This window comes from Streptococcus sp. 9.1 (genome assembly GCF_016648815.1).
GTDB lineage: Bacteria > Bacillota > Bacilli > Lactobacillales > Streptococcaceae > Streptococcus > Streptococcus salivarius_E.
Window position 1 is genome coordinate 1 of record NZ_JACLQS010000004.1, and the last position, 16,576, is coordinate 16,576.

A 16,576-nucleotide genomic window follows, 5' to 3' on the forward strand; every position below is an offset into this window, starting at 1 on the left:
TTAGCTTACAGAACTGCTTGTGAAGCTCTAGAGGATGAGTTCGAGTAAATGTTGCACTTATTCTTGCAATTTATCATATAGAAAAATTAGGTTCTATTTTAAATATCAAATAATTTGACAAAATACCCAAATGTGTGTAAAATAAAATTTGAAAATGCTCTAATAAAAATAACGTTAAGTTAAAGGAAGATAATAGCTAAGTGAGTAAGCAGGGATTTAAATTGGGGGATTTTGTTAAATATTATTTGGTGAGCCTTGTGTCGCTGAGCTTTTTATGTCTTATTTTGTATGGGCTATATTCTTTAAACGGGCTCATTCCTTTTTCTCTAGATGGAGCTTCAGGCCTTGAAGTTAGGCATTATTCAGGACAGACCACCTCTTCTGTAAAAAAAGATGGTGATTATAAGGTTCAGGATATTAGTGGTGAAACTAAGAGCTACAATGTAGATTTGAAAGTAACAAACGATGGGGATAAGGTTATCCAAACCTATGTCTTTGAGTATAAAAAATGATTCTATAATAAAAACTCACAGTCTTAGCCAGATTGTGAGTTTTTTAGATGTCTTTTACCAAAGTCCTAATATCTTTTGCATGAGAAGAGAAGCAAGACTAATTAATAACCAACAGACTCCTCCCACTAGAAGTGCTGAGCCTCCTTTAGTGATTAGTTTTTTGAGATTTGTTTGGAAACCGATAGCTGTCATTGCCATAATAATCATAAATTTTGAAAGGTCTTTTAATGGTGAAAAGACGGCAGGTGTTACACCGAGTGACATTGCAACAGTTGTAATCAGTGAGGCCAAAAGGAACCAAAGGATAAAGTTAGGGACTGCTTTGCTTAGCGAGAATGCTTCCTTTGTATTATCCTTTTGTGACTGCCATACAGATAGACCAAGAGTTATTGGGATGATAGCAAGTGTTCGAGTCAATTTAACAATTGTTGCTTGCTCTAGGATAGATGTTCCATGTAAGCTATCCCAAGAACTAGCTGTAGCAGTTACAGAAGAAGTATCGTTGACAGCTGTTCCAGCAAATATGGCAAAGCCTTGATTACTAAGTCCCAACCAAGATCCCAAGTGAGGAAAGATTAAAGCCGCTAAGATGTTAAAAAAGAAAATTACCGAGATTGCTGTTGCAATAGATTCATCTTTTGCCTTGATTACAGGTGCAGTTGCAGCAATAGCAGAACCTCCACAGATTGAAGAACCAACCCCTACTAAAGTAGTAATTTCGCTATCTAACTTAAATAGCTTTTGGATGAAGTAAGCAGTAACGAGTGCCGTAGCAATAGTGGCTAAAATGATAGGAAGTGAGGTTAAGCCAACTTGGAAAACTTGAGAAAGGTTTAGCCCAAATCCTAGAAGAATAACAGCGTATTGTAATACTTTTTTTGATGTAAACTGCATCCCAGTTTTGAGCTTTTCAGAGTCTGTCACTACAATGCCAAGCAAGAGGCCAATGAAAAGACCAATGACAGGCCCTCCAATAATAGGAAATAAGACTCCAAGAGTCCAGGCTACAAGCGAAATAAGTATTGCAATACTTATACCAGGTAAGAATGATTTGATTTTCATTTTTCATCTCCTTAAAAATTACCCACATTATATCTTATTATTTAGGATATGTAAAGGTGTTGTTAGGGATAGTTTTGAGGAGAAACTATCCCTATAACTTGCTAAGGAGTGTTATTTCTGATAGAATAGTATTAAAATATTATAATCGAAAATCTTATGAAGGAAGGGTTGTATGTATCGTCATTTAAAGAAGTATATGATTTTTATTGTGGGAGCTTTTGTGTGTTCACTTTTTTTGGTTCTAGCTTTCACAACGGATAGAAAAAATGATAACAGTGTTAATGCTAAAGCTGAAGCTGCCTACAATCAAACTACGACGGCTTTTATTGATAGTATCGGAGAGACTGCTAGACAGATTGGTCAAGATTACAATATCTATGCTTCTGTTCTAATTGCTCAAGCCATTCTGGAATCAAATTCAGGTCAGTCAGGTCTGAGTCAAGCTCCTTATTACAACTTCTTCGGGATTAAGGGCACTTATAATGGGAATTCTGTGACCATGCGTACATGGGAAGACGATGGTACAGGGAAGACTTATGAGATTGATGAACCTTTCCGTTCTTATGGAAGTCTAAGCGATTCTTTAGCCGATTATGCTGCTTTGATGACGTCATCAACTTATGCTGGCACATGGAAATCAAATACAAGTAGTTATGCAGATGCCACCCAAGCACTGACAGGAACTTATGCAACTGACAGTCTTTACGCTTCTAAATTAAATAGCATTATTGCATACTATGGTTTGACTGCCTACGATCAAGCTCCAGTTACCCAAGCAACTGGGTCAACAAGTGGCCTTGTTTGGAACAGCTATAGAGGCTCATACACAGATGCTGAGACCTTATCTATAGATGAGGCTTGGGCAAGCTATAAAAATTATAAATAACAATGAGAGTCGAAAGGCTCTTTTTTTGTGCACCAAATTGGATAGTTTGGGTGATAAAAAGTCCCCAACATTCTGTGCTGGGGACTAACATCTATTAGTTGTCAAAAGTGACTTCTTTAACGAGGTTATCTAGGAATTTTTCTCCCATTTTAGAGAGGGTTGCCTTTTCATGCTTCAAGTAAACAATATCAATCTCATCATCAATATCAAGCGGGATAGAGACAATGTTATCACCATTCAAATTACTATTTAAAATACCTGTAGCAATGGTGTAACCATCCAAACCGATTAATAGGTTGAAGAGTGTCGCGCGGTCTGAAACCACGATGGACTTTTTATGGGGAATCTGAGAGAGAATCTCTTCAGAATAGTAGAAGGAATTATGAATCCCTTGGTCGTAACTAAGGTATGGAAAGTCTTCTAAATCTTCCAAAGAGACAACTTCATGCTTAGCCAATGGATTTGACTTGCTGACAAAGATATGCGGTCTAGCTTTGAAGAGACTGGTATATGTGAGACGGTTGTCATCAAACATCTTAGTCAAGACATCTCGGTTATAGCTGTTAAGGAAGAGAACACCAATTTCTGAACGGAAGTTCTTAACGTCCTCAATAATTTCGTAAGTACGTGTTTCACGTAAGAAGAGCTCGTAACGTGTCATATCAGCTCTTTTGAGAAGTGAGACGAAGGCATTGACAACAAAAGCGTAGTGTTGAGAGGAAACACTAAACAATTCACGTGTCTCTGTATGACTCTTGTAGCGTTCTTCCAAGAGATTCGTTTGTTCCACTACCTGACGGGCATAAGAGAGAAATTCAACGCCATCCTTGGTTAAGGTGATTCCCTTAGGGTTACGGATAAAGATATCAATTCCCATTTCTCTTTCCAAGTCACGAACAGCATTTGAAAGACTTGGTTGCGTAATGAAAAGTTGTTTTGCAGCTTCATTCATTGAGCCGGTTTCGACGATTTTGATAATATAATGTAATTGTTGAATTCGCATAGCCTTATTATAGCATATTTTAAGGATTATTCCTTAGGATAAGAGGCGAGTAAAAAGTCTTTTTAGGACTATACCAATTTTTATGCTTGACAATGTCAAATATATGGAATATACTGTCCTCGTTAAGCTTTTTAAAGAGCTTATTGACTATACCAATTTTAAATGAAGGAGACATGACCTCTTTGATCTGAGGTTATTATTAAAAATATGTGTGGAATTGTTGGTGTTGTAGGTAACACAAATGCAACTGATATCTTGATTCAAGGACTTGAAAAGCTAGAATACCGTGGTTATGATTCAGCTGGTATCTTTGTAGCGGGCGATGCATCTAGTCAATTGGTTAAGGCTGTTGGCCGTATTGCGGAACTTGCTGCTAAAACTGAAGGAGTAGAAGGCACAGCCGGTATTGGACATACTCGTTGGGCAACTCACGGTAAACCAACAGAGGACAATGCTCACCCACACCGCTCAGAAACAGAACGTTTTGTTTTGGTTCACAATGGTGTTATTGAAAACTATCTTGAAATTAAGGAAGAATACCTTGCTGGTCACGATTTCAAAGGTCAAACCGATACTGAAATTGCAGTTCACTTGATTGGAAAATTCGTTGAAGAAGATGGTTTGTCAACTCTTGAAGCATTCAAGAAAGCTCTTCACATTATCCGTGGATCATATGCCTTTGCCCTCATGGATTCTGAAGATGCCTCAACAATTTACGTGGCAAAAAACAAATCACCACTTTTGATTGGTCTTGGTGATGGCTATAACATGGTCTGCTCAGATTGCAGCTCTTGCCTTCTTGGCTAAAGCAGTTGGTGAGGCTAATGGTAATGAAAAAGCTAAAGCTTTCGACTTGGTACATGAATTGTCACTTGTAGCACAATCTATCGAATCAACACTCTCTGAAAAAGAAGTTATTGACGAGAAAGTGGCAGCTCTTCTTGCAGAAACACGTAATGCTTTCTATATTGGTCGTGGTCAAGATTACTACGTTGCTATGGAAGCTAGTCTTAAATTGAAAGAAATCTCATATATCCAATGTGAAGGTTTTGCAGCAGGTGAGTTGAAACACGGAACAATTGCTTTGATCGAAGATGGTACACCTGTTATTGCCCTCTTGTCTGACGCTGTTCTTGCTAGCCACACTCGTGGTAATATCCAAGAGGTTGCAGCACGTGGTGCTAAAGTGTTGACTATTGCTGAGGAAAATGTTGCTAAAGAAGGCGATGACATCGTTCTTAATAACGTTCACCCTTACTTGTCACCAATTTCAATGGTTGTACCGACACAATTGATTGCTTATTTTGCAACACTCCATCGTGGACTCGACGTTGATAAACCACGTAACTTAGCTAAATCAGTTACTGTTGAATAAAAATACCAACATCTCTTACAGTGTAAGGGATGTTGTTTGTTTTTATCGTTTTCACCCTTGCTTAATTAGGAAATCTAAAGTAGAATAGTATCTATATCACAATCTTAGGAGAGAATTATGTCATTACCAAATTGTCCAAAATGTAACTCAGAGTATGTTTATGAAGATGGAATCTTACTTGTATGTCCTGAATGTGCCTATGAGTGGGATCCAAACGAAGTTGCAGAAGAAGAAGGGCTTGTGGTTCTTGATAGCAATGGCACACGTCTTGCTGACGGTGACACTGTTACAGTTATCAAAGATTTGAAAGTTAAAGGTGCGCCAAAAGATATTAAACAAGGCACACGTGTTAAAAATATTCGTTTGGTTGAAGGTGACCACAACATTGATTGTAAGATTGATGGTTTTGGTGCTATGAAACTTAAATCTGAATTTGTTAAGAAAATCTAAAATAAGCTTTAGAGATGCTAGACTTAAGTATTGTTTGTTTCTCAGGACAGACTATTTAAGTCTCTCAGGAGTGTGACTATGAACTCATTTTGAAAAATGGGTCTAGTCGCACTCCTTTTTACTATTTTCAAAATCTTATATCATTTTTTTAAATAATTTGGTATAATATTCAACAATACTAAATAATTATAGGAGTTTATATGTCATACGTTTTGGAAGTATTACCAGCCCTTTTGAACGGTGCGGTAGTCACACTTCAAGTATTCTTCATTGTTATCGTACTGTCGATTCCATTAGGGATTGTACTTGCTTTCTTAATGCAGATTAAATTCAAACCTTTAAATTGGTTGCTAACCCTTTATGTTTGGATTATGCGTGGAACACCCCTCCTTTTACAATTGATCTTCGTTTATTACGTTCTTCCAAGTGTTGGGATTGTCTTTGACCGTCTGCCAGCCGCTATTCTTGCTTTTACGCTTAATTATGCAGCTTATTTCGCAGAGATTTTCCGTGGAGGAATCTTGGCTATTCCGAAAGGACAATATGAAGCAGCAAAAATGCTTAAACTTAGTCCTTTCCAAACCATCCGCTACATTATCCTTCCTCAGGTAGTCAAGATTGTCTTGCCAAGTATCTTCAACGAGATTATTAACTTGGTTAAGGATTCATCATTGGTTTATGTGCTTGGGGTTGGAGACCTTCTTTTGGAGAGTCGTACCGCTGCGAACCGTGATGCGACCTTAGCACCGATGTTTGTGGCTGGAGCTATCTATCTTATCCTTGTGGGTGTGGTGACTGTGGCTTCAAAACACATCGAAAAGAAATTCAACTATTATAAATAGGAGACCTTATGTTAGAATTAAAAAATATTTCCAAGCAATTTGGTCAACACAAAATTTTTGATAACTATAACCTAACTGTCGAAGAAGGGAAAATCTTAGCTATTGTCGGACCATCTGGTGGTGGTAAAACGACTCTCTTGCGTATGCTAGCAGGACTTGAAACCATTGATTCAGGACAAATTATTTATGAAAATGAAGAGATTCCTTTGGATCAGATGGAAAGTCGTAACTTGCTAGGTTTTGTCTTCCAAGATTTCCAACTGTTTCCGCACTTGACAGTCTTAGATAACCTAACGCTTTCGCCAATTAAGACGATGGGAATGTCTAAGGAAGATGCCCAGAAAAAAGCTCAAGCCCTACTTGACCGTTTAGGTCTTGGAGCTCACGGAAATGCTTATCCTTACTCTCTTTCTGGGGGACAAAAACAACGTGTTGCATTTGCGCGTGCTATGATGATTGATCCGAAAATTGTCGGCTATGATGAACCAACATCAGCTCTTGACCCTGAGTTGCGTCAAGAAGTTGAGAAATTGATTTTGCAGAATCGTGAGACTGGGATTACGCAAATCGTTATCACTCATGATATGCAGTTTGCACAGCACATCGCCGATGAGATTGTCACTATCAATCCAAAATAGTGAGGATTTTCCATGAAAAAAATAGTAAAAACGATTTTGCTAGGCTGTCTTGTCATTTTGCCTTTGTTTGCGCTATCAGCTTGTAGCTCGCGCTCACATTTTGCAACTCAGAAAGATCAGTGGCAAACCTATACCAAAGAAAAGAAAATCAAAATTGGTTTTGATGCGACCTTTGTTCCTATGGGATATGAGGAAAAGGATGGTAGCTATGTTGGTTTTGATATTGATCTTGCCACTGCAGTTTTTAAATTGTATGGTATCGATGTCGAATGGCAGGCTATTGACTGGGATATGAAAGAAACAGAACTGAAGAATGGGACAATTGATCTTATTTGGAATGGTTACTCGGTCACGGATGAGCGTAAGCAGTCTGCAGACTTTACAGTGCCTTATATGGTCAATGAACAAGTACTGGTAACCAAAAAGTCTTCGGGAATTGATTCTGTTGCAGGAATGGCAGGTAAGACCTTAGGTGCCCAAGCAGGCTCTTCCGGTTATGATGCTTTCAATGCTTCTCCGAAGATTTTGAAGGATATCGTGACCAACCAAAAAGCAGTCCAATATTCGACCTTTACTCAGGCCTTGATTGACCTTGATAGTGGACGTATTGACGGCCTATTGATTGACCGTGTGTATGCTAATTACTACTTAGAAAAATCAGGAGTTCTGGATCAGTATAACGTTATGCCTGCTGGTTACGAGGGTGAAAGCTTTGCTGTAGGTGCTCGTAAGGCAGATAAGACACTTATTAAAAAAATCAATCAAGGATTTAGAACCCTTTATAAAAATGGAGAATTCCAAAAGATTTCTGACAAATGGTTTGGCGAAGATGTTGCCACCGACCAAGTTAAAGGGAAAAAATAGAAGGATAACAACATTCTAGAAGGGATGTTGTTATTTTTTTGTGGAAAATACTTGAAATAAAACAAGTTATATTTTATACTAATGTTAGTTTATAAACTAACGAAAGGGTAAGCATGGGATATTTTGATTATTCAAGAGAACCGAAAAGTGATATTGCTTTTGTAGATATGAAATCTTTCTATGCGAGTGTAGAGTGTGTTGAACGTGGGTTACACCCTCTTAAGACTTCTCTATGTGTGATGAGTAGGGCTGAAAATGCTAATGGTTTGATACTAGCCTCCTCACCCATATTTAAGCAGGTTTTTGGCAAGTCAAATGTTAGTCGTTCTTATGACTTACCTTTTGACATTCATTCTCGTAAGTTTCACTATTATAATGCCAAAAAGCAGGGACTTCCAACGGATAGAGATTTTGTAAATTACATCGAATCTTGGGCCAAGGTTACCTTTATCGTTCCTCCTAGAATGGACCTCTATATAAAAAAGAATATCCAAATTCAACACATTTTCCAGAATTATGCCAGTGTTGAAGACATTCTTCCTTATTCCATTGATGAGGGTTTCATTGATCTCACGTCGTCACTGAATTACTTTATTCCCGATAGAACAGTTACAAGAAAAGATAAGTTAGATATGATTTCAGGGCGTATTCAAAGAGATATTTGGAGGGAGACAGGTATTTACTCGACAGTTGGGATGTCTAACAGCAATCCCTTATTGGCCAAGTTAGCGCTTGATAATGAGGCCAAACATACGGCTACGATGAGAGCCAACTGGTCCTATGAAGATGTCGAGACTAAGGTTTGGAATATTCCCCATATGACCGATTTCTGGGGAATTGGAAAGCGGATGGAGAAGCGTTTAAACAAGTTGGGGATTTTCTCTATTCGAGAACTTGCTAATAGCAATCCTGATACTCTTAAAAAGGAGTTAGGTATTGTGGGCTTAGACCTCTTTTTTCATGCTAACGGTATTGATGAGAGTAATGTTCATCAACCTTATAAACCAAAGTCACATGGCTTAGGAAATTCTCAAATCTTGCCACGAGACTATGAGCGTCAAGCTGATATTGAATTGATTCTAAGAGAGATGGCAGAGCAGGTAGCCATTAGGTTAAGACGAGCCCATAAGAAAGCTTGTCAAGTTTCCATTAGCATTGGATTTTCAAAGTTAGAGAGCAAGCGTTCGTTACAAGCACAGATGAAGATTGAACCTGCTAACAATACAAGAGTACTAATAAGCCATGTTATTGAACTCTTTAGGAAGAAATATCAAGGAGGGACTGTTCGAAGTGTCAGTGTCTCTTATGCAAATTTTGTAGATGAAAGGCTTCAAATTCTTTCTTTATTTGATAATCCAGATGACATTGATAAAGAAGAAAGGCTTCAGGCAGCTATAGACAGTATTCGACAGGAATTTGGCTTTACGACCATTCAAAAAGCAACTGCTTTACAGGAGGCGTCTAGGAGTCTTGCTCGAAGTAAGCTTATTGGTGGACACTCTGCTGGAGGATTAGATGGCTTAAAATGATAGACCGTAGTTACCTTCCCTTTCAATCAGCTAGGGAACATCAAGACAGGGGAATGATGAAGTGGATGGGCTTTTTCTTATCAGAACATACAAGCTCCCTACATGAAGATAAGACTAAAGAAAATCTTAGGAGTCATTTGGATGATTTAGAGAAGTTTACTTTATTAAACCAGCTTTATTCAGGTCAATTATTGGGAAGTTTCCAGATAAAGGATCAAGGTAGGCGCTGTAGATGTAGTGGCTATGTGGTTGACTTGGATTTTAATCAAGTTACTATAAAATCTTGCAAGCGACATAAATGTATTCGAACAAAGGATATATTAGAAATTAGTTTGGGGGTTGAGACCATAGATGAGGAAGAGAAAAATTTATGATGATAAACTTCAAATTGATTATTTTTCTGATAGCTATTTAAAATTTGAAGAAGACTTTTATCGTTATTCTGCCATGGATATTCCCTTAACCTTTTTGACGGATGATATTATGAGGGAGATGGCTATCAGTCAAAAGAATTATTTTCTATTAAATAAAGAGAATGCCAGAGATGGACGCAATCATTATTTCCATTTTGAAGTTAGTCTTTTGGATTCCAAGATACCCGTAAGACAGTATAGGTATCTTGGAAATGATTGAATGATATTAATTTAGTCAAAGAAATAGTGTATTTTTGACTTGAAAACAGGATTTTTATGAAGTTTTTCGAAATCTAAGAAAAATATTATGTAAGCGTTGACAACACTTGTGCAAGTGCTATAATGAAGGTGTTAAAAGTTATCATATGGAGGTAATAAAAATGAGAGCAGTTGTTGTTAATCAAGCAAGCACAGGTGTTGAAGTTGTTGATCATGAAAAACCATCTGTAGTTGGTCATGGTCAAGCTTTGGTTAAAGTTGAATATTGCGGTGTCTGCCATACTGACCTTCACGTAGCTCATGGAGACTTTGGTCAAGTACCAGGTCGTATACTAGGTCACGAAGGTATTGGTATTGTCGAAGAAGTTGGTGAAGGTGTTGAAACACTTAAAAAAGGTGACCGTGTATCAATTGCTTGGTTCTTCGAAGGGTGTGGCCATTGTGAATATTGTACGACTGGTCGCGAAACACTCTGCCGTTCTGTAAAAAATGCTGGTTATAGTGTTGACGGTGGTATGAGTGACTATGCTTTAGTTACTGCAGACTATGCTGTGAAAGTTCCAGAAGGACTTAATCCAGCTCAAGCTTCATCTATTACTTGTGCGGGAGTTACAACCTATAAAGCTATTAAAGAAGCTAAAGTTGAACCTGGTCAATGGGTAGCTATTTATGGTGCTGGAGGACTAGGTAATTTGGCTATTCAATATGCTAAGAAAGTTTTCAATGCACGAGTAGTGGCTGTTGATATCAACCAAGATAAACTTGATTTGGCTAAAGAATCTGGTGCTGACTTAGTTGTGAACGGTAAAGAAGTTGAAGATGTAGCGGGTTATATCCAAGAAAAAACTGGTGGTACACACAGTGCTGTTGTAACCGCTGTTTCTAAAGTTGCCTTCAATCAAGCTGTCGATAGTGTACGTGCCGGTGGTACAGTTGTTGCCGTTGGTCTACCATCTGAATACATGGAGCTTTCAATTGTTAAAACCGTCCTAGATGGTATCCGTGTTGTTGGATCTCTTGTAGGTACACGTAAGGACTTGGAAGAAGCCTTCGACTTCGGTGCACAAGGCTTGGTAGTGCCAGTTGTTGAAACTGTTCCTGTTGATACAGCGGTAGAGGTCTTTGACCAAATGGAAAAAGGTGAAATTCAAGGACGTAAAGTATTGGATTTCACTAAGTAAGCAAACACCTATCTATGCTACTCTGACTATGTGAAGAGTCGAGTGGTGTAAACTTGAACTGATATTAGAAAGTTAGACAAATAATTTAAGTGAAGGATTTAGTTCTCTACTATATAGGACTAGGTCCTTTTAGTTTTACCTTAATTCATTTGTTGTTGTAATGTGTTCTGTCCTCAAAAAGATAGACAAAATTTTATTTATTTGAAAAGTAGTAAAAAAGTTATATAATGATTTCGTAAATAAAGAGTTAAAGAATATTATCATTTATAACAAGGAGTATGAAGTGGATTCTACCAACTTGGACTCGAAACTATTCATAGAATTTAAATCACGTGGGAAACGATGCCAACTTTTATATATATCCGATAGCCATAGTGAAGGGTTATATGAGATTGTTTCTATTGAACGAGAACGTCTTGCTATGTGGCTTCCTTGGGTGGAAGAAATGAAAAGTATTGAAAATGAAAGAGCGTTTATAAAGTATGCACGTGAAAAAATGGAGCGTAATGAGTTATTTATGTTAACAATTTGCGTCAATCAGACACCAGTAGGGATGATAGATATACATAATATTGATTTACAAAAACATCAAGCTGAAATTGGATATTGGATATCAGAAAAATATGAAAATCAAGGTTTTGTAAAGCAGGGATTAAAACAATTAATAAAAATCATTCCATCCAAATTTAAAATTGATAAGCTTTTGATTTATATAGATGTTGAGAATGTTAAAAGTAAGTTTATACCAATCAGTTTAGGTTTTAAAAAGGAAAGCGAAATTTCCCAATTCGAGTTCTATAATGGATCCTACCATGATTTTGAAATTTATGGGCTAAATGTGAATGAAGGAAATATAGCAAATGATTAAAGTGAATTTTTTTACAAATAAATAACTATCAGAGAGTTTTGATTTTACCCCATTATCTAGGTATGATGTAAGAGTTAGTATTGAACATCAGAAAAGCAAAAATTTTTCTGACCCCATAACATTGCTTATTGATTTATTTTTGTAATTAAGATATAAAAAATCCCCACCAGAAAGAAATTCTGGTGGGGTATTTGGTGGGGAACCAAATATAATTAATTAGATTTTAGCGTTTTAAAACAATTCAAAATGCTGTTAAATCAATCAAGTCACTTTAAATTAGGTTTATATTTTATTCCCACTCTACAGTTGCAGGTGGTTTACTTGTAATATCGTAGACAATACGGTTAACGTGGTCAACTTCGTTAACGATTCGAACAGAAATCTTTTGAAGAACTTCCCATGGAAGTTTCGCAAAGTCAGCTGTCATACCGTCGATTGAAGTGATAGCACGGATAGCGATAGTGTAGTCGTAAGTACGGCCATCACCCATAACACCGACAGAACGAACGCCTGTGTTAACAGTGAAGTATTGCCATACATCACGATCAAGACCAGCTTTGGCAATTTCTTCACGAAGGATAGCATCAGACTCACGAACGGTTTCAAGTTTCTCTTCAGTGATTTCACCCATAACGCGGATGGCAAGTCCTGGTCCTGGGAAAGGTTGACGCCAAACGACTTCATCAGGCATTCCCATTTCAGTACCAAGGGCACGAACTTCGTCTTTAAAGAGGGTATTAAGTGGTTCAATCAATTCAAATTGCATGTCTTCTGGAAGACCACCAACGTTGTGGTGAGATTTGATTGTTTGAGCTGTCTCAGTACCTGATTCAATAATATCAGTATAGAGCGTTCCTTGAGCTAGGAAGTCTACACCTTTAAGTTTGCTTGCTTCGTCATCAAAGACGTAAACAAACTCGTTACCAATGATTTTACGTTTTTTCTCAGGATCATCAACACCAGCCAAGAGGTCTAGGAAGCGTTTAGAAGCATCAACACGGATAATGTTGAGGCCAAATTTACCTCCAAGCATCTCCATAACTTGGTCACCTTCACCTTTACGGAGAAGACCGTGGTCAACGAAGATACATGTCAATTGATCACCGATAGCTTTTTGCAAAAGGACACCAACAACAGATGAGTCAACCCCACCTGAGAGTCCAAGAAGGACTTTACGGTCACCAACTGTTTCACGGATTTGTGCAATTTGCATATCTACGAAGTTAGCCATTGACCAGTCACCTTTGGCACCACAGATACCAAAAGCAAAGTTTTTCAAAATGTCGTTACCATATACAGAGTGACGAACTTCTGGGTGGAATTGGATACCATAGAAGTTTTTCTCGGTATCTTCCATCGCAGCGAATGGGCAATCCACTGAGTCACCAACAAGATGGAAACCTTCTGGAATTTCTGTAACAGCATCACCGTGGCTCATTAGAACGACTTGTTCTTCAGGAGTTTCAGCAAAGAGCTGTGATTGGGCACGAAGGCGAAGTGTTGATTGGCCATACTCACGGTTACCTGCTTCACCAGCTGGAACAACTTTACCACCGAGTTTGTGGGTCAAAAGTTGCATTCCGTAACAGATACCAAGAATTGGGATACCTAGCTCGAAAATTTCTTCGTCAATACCAAATGCATCTTCGGCATAAACAGAGTTAGGACCACCAGAAAGTACGATACCGATAGGATTGATGGCACGGACTTCATCAGCGGTAATTTTATGGCTCTTCAATTCAGAGAAAACACCAAATTCACGAATACGACGTGCAATCAGCTGATTGTATTGGCTACCATAGTCTAGAACAATGATTTTCTGCACATCATTCAAAGTAGAAATGTCAGTCATTATTACCCTTTCTTTTTACGTCACACATGGACTCTTTCTTATGCAATCATTGTATCACAAATTTATGGACTTAGCACCTAGATTTATACGAGAAACTGTAAGTATCATACTCATCTTTACAATTCTGTTACTTTTTTTGTAAAATAGGGGTACAGAAGGGGGTATTAGATGTTACCAGCGTACATTCGCATACATGATAAGATTAAGGAAGATGTTGATGATGGCACTTGGAAAATCGGGCAACGTCTCCCTAGCGAGCGAGATCTTTGCGAGACTTTTGATGTGAGTCGGATGACTGTGCGTCAGGCCATAACACTTTTAGTAGACGAGGGGATTTTAGAGCGTAAACCAGGCAGTGGAACTTTTGTGGCTAGTAGTCGAGTTAAGGAAAAGATGCGTGGAACTACGAGTTTTACGGAGATTGTCAAATCCCAAGGCAAGAAACCATCTAGTGAGCTTATTTCTTATCAACGTGTACATCCAAATGAGTTTGAAATCAAGAATTTAGGTGTTTTACCGCAGTCCTATGTCATTCGTATGGAACGTGTTCGCTTTGCCGATGACATTCCAGTTGCCTATGAGATTGCTAGTATCCCTGAGAAAATTATCCGAGGTTTTAAGGAATCAGAAATTACCGAACACTTCTTCAAAACCTTAACTGATAATGGCTATGAAATAGGGAAAAGTCAGCAGACCATATCAGCCAGTTTGGCCAATAGTAGTCTAGCCAAGCACCTAAAGGTTAAGATTGGTGATGCTCTCTTGAGTTTGACACAGATTTCCTTCCTCCAAGACGGGCAGGCTTTCGAATATGTACGAAGTTACTATGTTGGCGACCGTTTTGAATTTTATTTGGAGAACAATTAACAGTCACGGCTTTTTTCTGCACAAGAATCGTGCTAACACCATGATTTTATGGTAAAATGGAGCTTATGGAAATTGAAAAAACCAATCGCATGAATGCCTTGTTTGAGTTCTATGCAGCCTTGTTAACAGATAAGCAGATGAACTATATTGAGCTATATTATGCGGATGATTATAGTTTGGCAGAAATTGCCGAGGAATTTGGTGTGAGTCGTCAGGCTGTATATGATAACATCAAGCGTACTGAGAAGATTTTAGAAGCTTACGAGATGAAACTACATATGTATTCAGATTACATTGTTCGTAGCCAAATATTTGATGATATCATGGAAAAATACCCAGACGATAGCTATCTTCAGGAACAAATTGCTGTGCTCAGCAGTATCGATAATAGAGATTAGACCCAAGCAGAAAGTAAGAGAGGAAATGACATATGGCTTTTGAAAGCTTAACGGAACGCTTGCAAGGCGTTTTCAAAAATTTAAGACGTAAAGGAAAACTTTCAGAGAAAGAAGTTCAAGAAGTCACTAAAGAGATTCGTTTGGCACTTCTTGAAGCAGACGTAGCCCTACCAGTTGTTAAGACATTCATTAAACGTGTTCGTGAACGTGCTGTAGGTCACGAAATCATTGATACTCTTGATGCTTCGCAACAAATCATCAAGATTGTTAATGAAGAATTGACAGATATTCTTGGGTCTGAAACATCTGAAATTGAGAAATCTCCAAAGATTCCAACTATCATAATGATGGTTGGTCTCCAAGGGGCTGGTAAAACAACCTTTGCTGGTAAATTGGCTAATAAGCTGATTAAAGAACAAGAAGCCCGTCCAATGATGATTGCGGCGGATATCTATCGTCCTGCAGCCATTGACCAGTTGAAGACTTTGGGACAACAAATCAATGTTCCTGTTTTTGATATGGGTACAGAGACACCGGCGGTTGAGATTGTCAAAAATGGTTTGGAACAAGCGCGTGCCAATAAGAATGACTATGTCTTGATTGATACGGCTGGTCGTTTGCAGATTGACGAGACTCTCATGCAAGAATTGCATGATATTAAAGATTTTGCTCATCCAAACGAAATTCTCTTGGTTGTAGATAGCATGATTGGTCAGGAAGCTGCTAACGTTGCCAAGGAGTTCAATGAACAACTAGATATCACAGGTGTCGTTCTTACTAAAATTGACGGTGACACACGTGGTGGTGCGGCTCTTTCTATTCGTGAGATTACTGGTAAGCCAATTAAATTCACAGGTACTGGTGAGAAAATCACAGATATTGAGACTTTCCACCCAGACCGTATGTCAAGCCGTATCTTAGGTATGGGTGACCTTCTTACCCTTATTGAAAAAGCTTCTCAAGAGTACGACGAGAAAAAATCTCTTGAGTTGGCTGAAAAGATGCGTGAAAACACCTTTGACTTCAATGACTTCATCGACCAATTAGACCAAGTGCAAAATATGGGTCCTATGGAGGATTTGCTTAAGATGTTGCCAGGTATGGCTAACAATCCAGCCTTGGCTAATGTTAAAGTAGACGAGAAACAGATTGCACGCAAGCGTGCCATTGTATCATCAATGACACCAGAAGAGCGTGAAAATCCAGATCTTTTGACACCAAGTCGTCGTCGCCGTATTGCAAATGGTTCAGGGAATACCTTTATTGAAGTAAACAAGTTTATTAAAGACTTCAACCAAGCCAAACAAATGATGCAAGGTGTTATGTCTGGTGATATGGAGCAAATGATGCGTCAAATGGGTCTTAACCCAAATAATCTTCCAAAAAACATGCCCAATATGCCTGATATGGGTAATATGGACATGTCTGCTCTTGAAGGCATGATGGGTGGCGCAGGTATGCCAGACCTTGGTGATATGGACCTTAGTCAAATGCTTGGTGGTGGTCTTAAAGGTAAGGTCGGTTCCTTTGCCATGAAACATGCGATGAAGCGTCAAGCCAACAAGATGAAGAAAGCTAAGAAAAAACGTAAATAAGAAACTTAGAACGCTAGGGCAC

17 protein-coding genes and 1 pseudogene are annotated in these 16,576 nt (G+C 38.3%); 15 read left to right on the plus strand and 3 right to left on the minus strand.

Translation table 11 applies throughout. The annotated features are described in order from the left end of the window. The first annotated feature begins 200 nt into the window (after nucleotides 1-200). Nucleotides 201-512 (plus strand): hypothetical protein, encoded by a 312-nt coding sequence (locus tag H7T93_RS04305; protein ID WP_037603153.1) that lies wholly within the window; start codon nucleotides 201-203, stop codon nucleotides 510-512. Between the two features lie 54 nt (nucleotides 513-566). Here H7T93_RS04305 and H7T93_RS04310 read toward each other — a convergent pair whose 3' ends face one another. Continuing rightward, complete coding sequence (locus H7T93_RS04310) at nucleotides 567-1,574, minus strand: YeiH family protein (protein ID WP_145516820.1); 1,008 nt, start codon at nucleotides 1,572-1,574, stop codon at nucleotides 567-569. 172 nt (nucleotides 1,575-1,746) lie between these two features. On the opposite strand from H7T93_RS04310, the gene H7T93_RS04315 reads away from it, so the two are divergent. Further along, nucleotides 1,747-2,460, plus strand: coding sequence for a glycoside hydrolase family 73 protein (locus H7T93_RS04315; RefSeq protein WP_070656088.1), 714 nt, complete (start codon nucleotides 1,747-1,749; stop codon nucleotides 2,458-2,460). Nucleotides 2,461-2,554: 94 nt separating this feature from the next. On the opposite strand, the gene H7T93_RS04320 is transcribed toward H7T93_RS04315, so the two are convergent. Next, complete coding sequence (locus H7T93_RS04320; protein WP_002891090.1) at nucleotides 2,555-3,463, minus strand: LysR family transcriptional regulator; 909 nt, start codon at nucleotides 3,461-3,463, stop codon at nucleotides 2,555-2,557. A gap of 207 nt (nucleotides 3,464-3,670) precedes the next feature. Here H7T93_RS04320 and H7T93_RS04325 point away from each other — a divergent pair. The 10 genes and pseudogenes from H7T93_RS04325 (at nucleotide 3,671) to H7T93_RS04370 (ending at nucleotide 11,842) form a co-directional block, all read left to right on the plus strand. Beyond that, nucleotides 3,671-4,838, plus strand: a pseudogene (locus tag H7T93_RS04325) (SIS domain-containing protein). Between the two features lie 117 nt (nucleotides 4,839-4,955). Continuing rightward, nucleotides 4,956-5,288, plus strand: a complete 333-nt coding sequence (locus H7T93_RS04330; RefSeq protein WP_002891088.1) for a zinc ribbon domain-containing protein YjdM — start codon at nucleotides 4,956-4,958, stop codon at nucleotides 5,286-5,288. Nucleotides 5,289-5,488: 200 nt separating this feature from the next. Further along, nucleotides 5,489-6,130 carry an amino acid ABC transporter permease gene (locus H7T93_RS04335; protein ID WP_002891087.1) on the plus strand — a complete coding sequence of 214 codons (642 nt, stop codon included), beginning with the start codon at nucleotides 5,489-5,491 and terminating at the stop codon, nucleotides 6,128-6,130. 8 nt (nucleotides 6,131-6,138) lie between these two features. Beyond that, on the plus strand, nucleotides 6,139-6,768 hold the full coding sequence (locus H7T93_RS04340; RefSeq protein ID WP_002891086.1) for an amino acid ABC transporter ATP-binding protein: 630 nt from the start codon (nucleotides 6,139-6,141) through the stop codon (nucleotides 6,766-6,768). A 12-nt stretch (nucleotides 6,769-6,780) separates the two neighbouring features. Next, a complete protein-coding gene (locus tag H7T93_RS04345; RefSeq protein WP_002891085.1) occupies nucleotides 6,781-7,632 on the plus strand; it encodes an amino acid ABC transporter substrate-binding protein in 852 nt (283 codons plus the stop codon). 113 nt (nucleotides 7,633-7,745) lie between these two features. Then, entirely contained in the window at nucleotides 7,746-9,161 is a 1,416-nt protein-coding gene (locus H7T93_RS04350) for a Y-family DNA polymerase (protein WP_048790511.1), read from the plus strand. Further along, nucleotides 9,158-9,535: a hypothetical protein gene (locus tag H7T93_RS04355; protein ID WP_014634573.1), complete on the plus strand. Its 378-nt coding sequence runs from the start codon at nucleotides 9,158-9,160 to the stop codon at nucleotides 9,533-9,535. The genes H7T93_RS04350 and H7T93_RS04355 overlap by 4 nt, the downstream gene beginning before the upstream one ends. Beyond that, nucleotides 9,513-9,794 carry a DUF5960 family protein gene (locus tag H7T93_RS04360; protein ID WP_201041628.1) on the plus strand — a complete coding sequence of 94 codons (282 nt, stop codon included), beginning with the start codon at nucleotides 9,513-9,515 and terminating at the stop codon, nucleotides 9,792-9,794. Before H7T93_RS04355 ends, H7T93_RS04360 begins: the two co-directional genes overlap by 23 nt. A gap of 160 nt (nucleotides 9,795-9,954) precedes the next feature. Then, nucleotides 9,955-10,974: an alcohol dehydrogenase AdhP gene (gene adhP / locus H7T93_RS04365; RefSeq protein WP_037611373.1), complete on the plus strand. Its 1,020-nt coding sequence runs from the start codon at nucleotides 9,955-9,957 to the stop codon at nucleotides 10,972-10,974. Nucleotides 10,975-11,257: 283 nt separating this feature from the next. Next, entirely contained in the window at nucleotides 11,258-11,842 is a 585-nt protein-coding gene (locus H7T93_RS04370) for a GNAT family N-acetyltransferase (protein ID WP_002891076.1), read from the plus strand. Between the two features lie 289 nt (nucleotides 11,843-12,131). Here H7T93_RS04370 and guaA read toward each other — a convergent pair whose 3' ends face one another. Then, nucleotides 12,132-13,694, minus strand: coding sequence for a glutamine-hydrolyzing GMP synthase (gene guaA / locus H7T93_RS04375; RefSeq protein ID WP_155211961.1), 1,563 nt, complete (start codon nucleotides 13,692-13,694; stop codon nucleotides 12,132-12,134). Nucleotides 13,695-13,862: 168 nt separating this feature from the next. On the opposite strand from guaA, the gene H7T93_RS04380 reads away from it, so the two are divergent. From H7T93_RS04380 to ffh, 3 genes are all read left to right on the plus strand, one after another. Then, nucleotides 13,863-14,561: a GntR family transcriptional regulator gene (locus tag H7T93_RS04380; RefSeq protein ID WP_008534754.1), complete on the plus strand. Its 699-nt coding sequence runs from the start codon at nucleotides 13,863-13,865 to the stop codon at nucleotides 14,559-14,561. Between the two features lie 65 nt (nucleotides 14,562-14,626). Then, entirely contained in the window at nucleotides 14,627-14,959 is a 333-nt protein-coding gene (locus H7T93_RS04385) for a putative DNA-binding protein (protein ID WP_002883908.1), read from the plus strand. A 32-nt stretch (nucleotides 14,960-14,991) separates the two neighbouring features. Continuing rightward, nucleotides 14,992-16,554: a signal recognition particle protein gene (gene ffh / locus H7T93_RS04390; protein ID WP_155211959.1), complete on the plus strand. Its 1,563-nt coding sequence runs from the start codon at nucleotides 14,992-14,994 to the stop codon at nucleotides 16,552-16,554. Nucleotides 16,555-16,576: the final 22 nt, after the last annotated feature.

What these genes read in the sequence shown, in the direction of transcription:
- H7T93_RS04310 (WP_145516820.1), bottom strand. Translation starts at nt 1,574, where the DNA reads ATGAAAATCAAATCATTCTTACCTGGTATAAGTATTGCAATACTTATT.
- H7T93_RS04315 (WP_070656088.1), top strand. Translation starts at nt 1,747, where the DNA reads ATGTATCGTCATTTAAAGAAGTATATGATTTTTATTGTGGGAGCTTTT.
- H7T93_RS04320 (WP_002891090.1), bottom strand. Translation starts at nt 3,463, where the DNA reads ATGCGAATTCAACAATTACATTATATTATCAAAATCGTCGAAACCGGC.
- H7T93_RS04330 (WP_002891088.1), top strand. Translation starts at nt 4,956, where the DNA reads ATGTCATTACCAAATTGTCCAAAATGTAACTCAGAGTATGTTTATGAA.
- H7T93_RS04335 (WP_002891087.1), top strand. Translation starts at nt 5,489, where the DNA reads ATGTCATACGTTTTGGAAGTATTACCAGCCCTTTTGAACGGTGCGGTA.
- H7T93_RS04340 (WP_002891086.1), top strand. Translation starts at nt 6,139, where the DNA reads ATGTTAGAATTAAAAAATATTTCCAAGCAATTTGGTCAACACAAAATT.
- H7T93_RS04345 (WP_002891085.1), top strand. Translation starts at nt 6,781, where the DNA reads ATGAAAAAAATAGTAAAAACGATTTTGCTAGGCTGTCTTGTCATTTTG.
- H7T93_RS04350 (WP_048790511.1), top strand. Translation starts at nt 7,746, where the DNA reads ATGGGATATTTTGATTATTCAAGAGAACCGAAAAGTGATATTGCTTTT.
- H7T93_RS04355 (WP_014634573.1), top strand. Translation starts at nt 9,158, where the DNA reads ATGATAGACCGTAGTTACCTTCCCTTTCAATCAGCTAGGGAACATCAA.
- H7T93_RS04360 (WP_201041628.1), top strand. Translation starts at nt 9,513, where the DNA reads ATGAGGAAGAGAAAAATTTATGATGATAAACTTCAAATTGATTATTTT.
- adhP (WP_037611373.1), top strand. Translation starts at nt 9,955, where the DNA reads ATGAGAGCAGTTGTTGTTAATCAAGCAAGCACAGGTGTTGAAGTTGTT.
- guaA (WP_155211961.1), bottom strand. Translation starts at nt 13,694, where the DNA reads ATGACTGACATTTCTACTTTGAATGATGTGCAGAAAATCATTGTTCTA.
- H7T93_RS04380 (WP_008534754.1), top strand. Translation starts at nt 13,863, where the DNA reads ATGTTACCAGCGTACATTCGCATACATGATAAGATTAAGGAAGATGTT.
- H7T93_RS04385 (WP_002883908.1), top strand. Translation starts at nt 14,627, where the DNA reads ATGGAAATTGAAAAAACCAATCGCATGAATGCCTTGTTTGAGTTCTAT.
- ffh (WP_155211959.1), top strand. Translation starts at nt 14,992, where the DNA reads ATGGCTTTTGAAAGCTTAACGGAACGCTTGCAAGGCGTTTTCAAAAAT.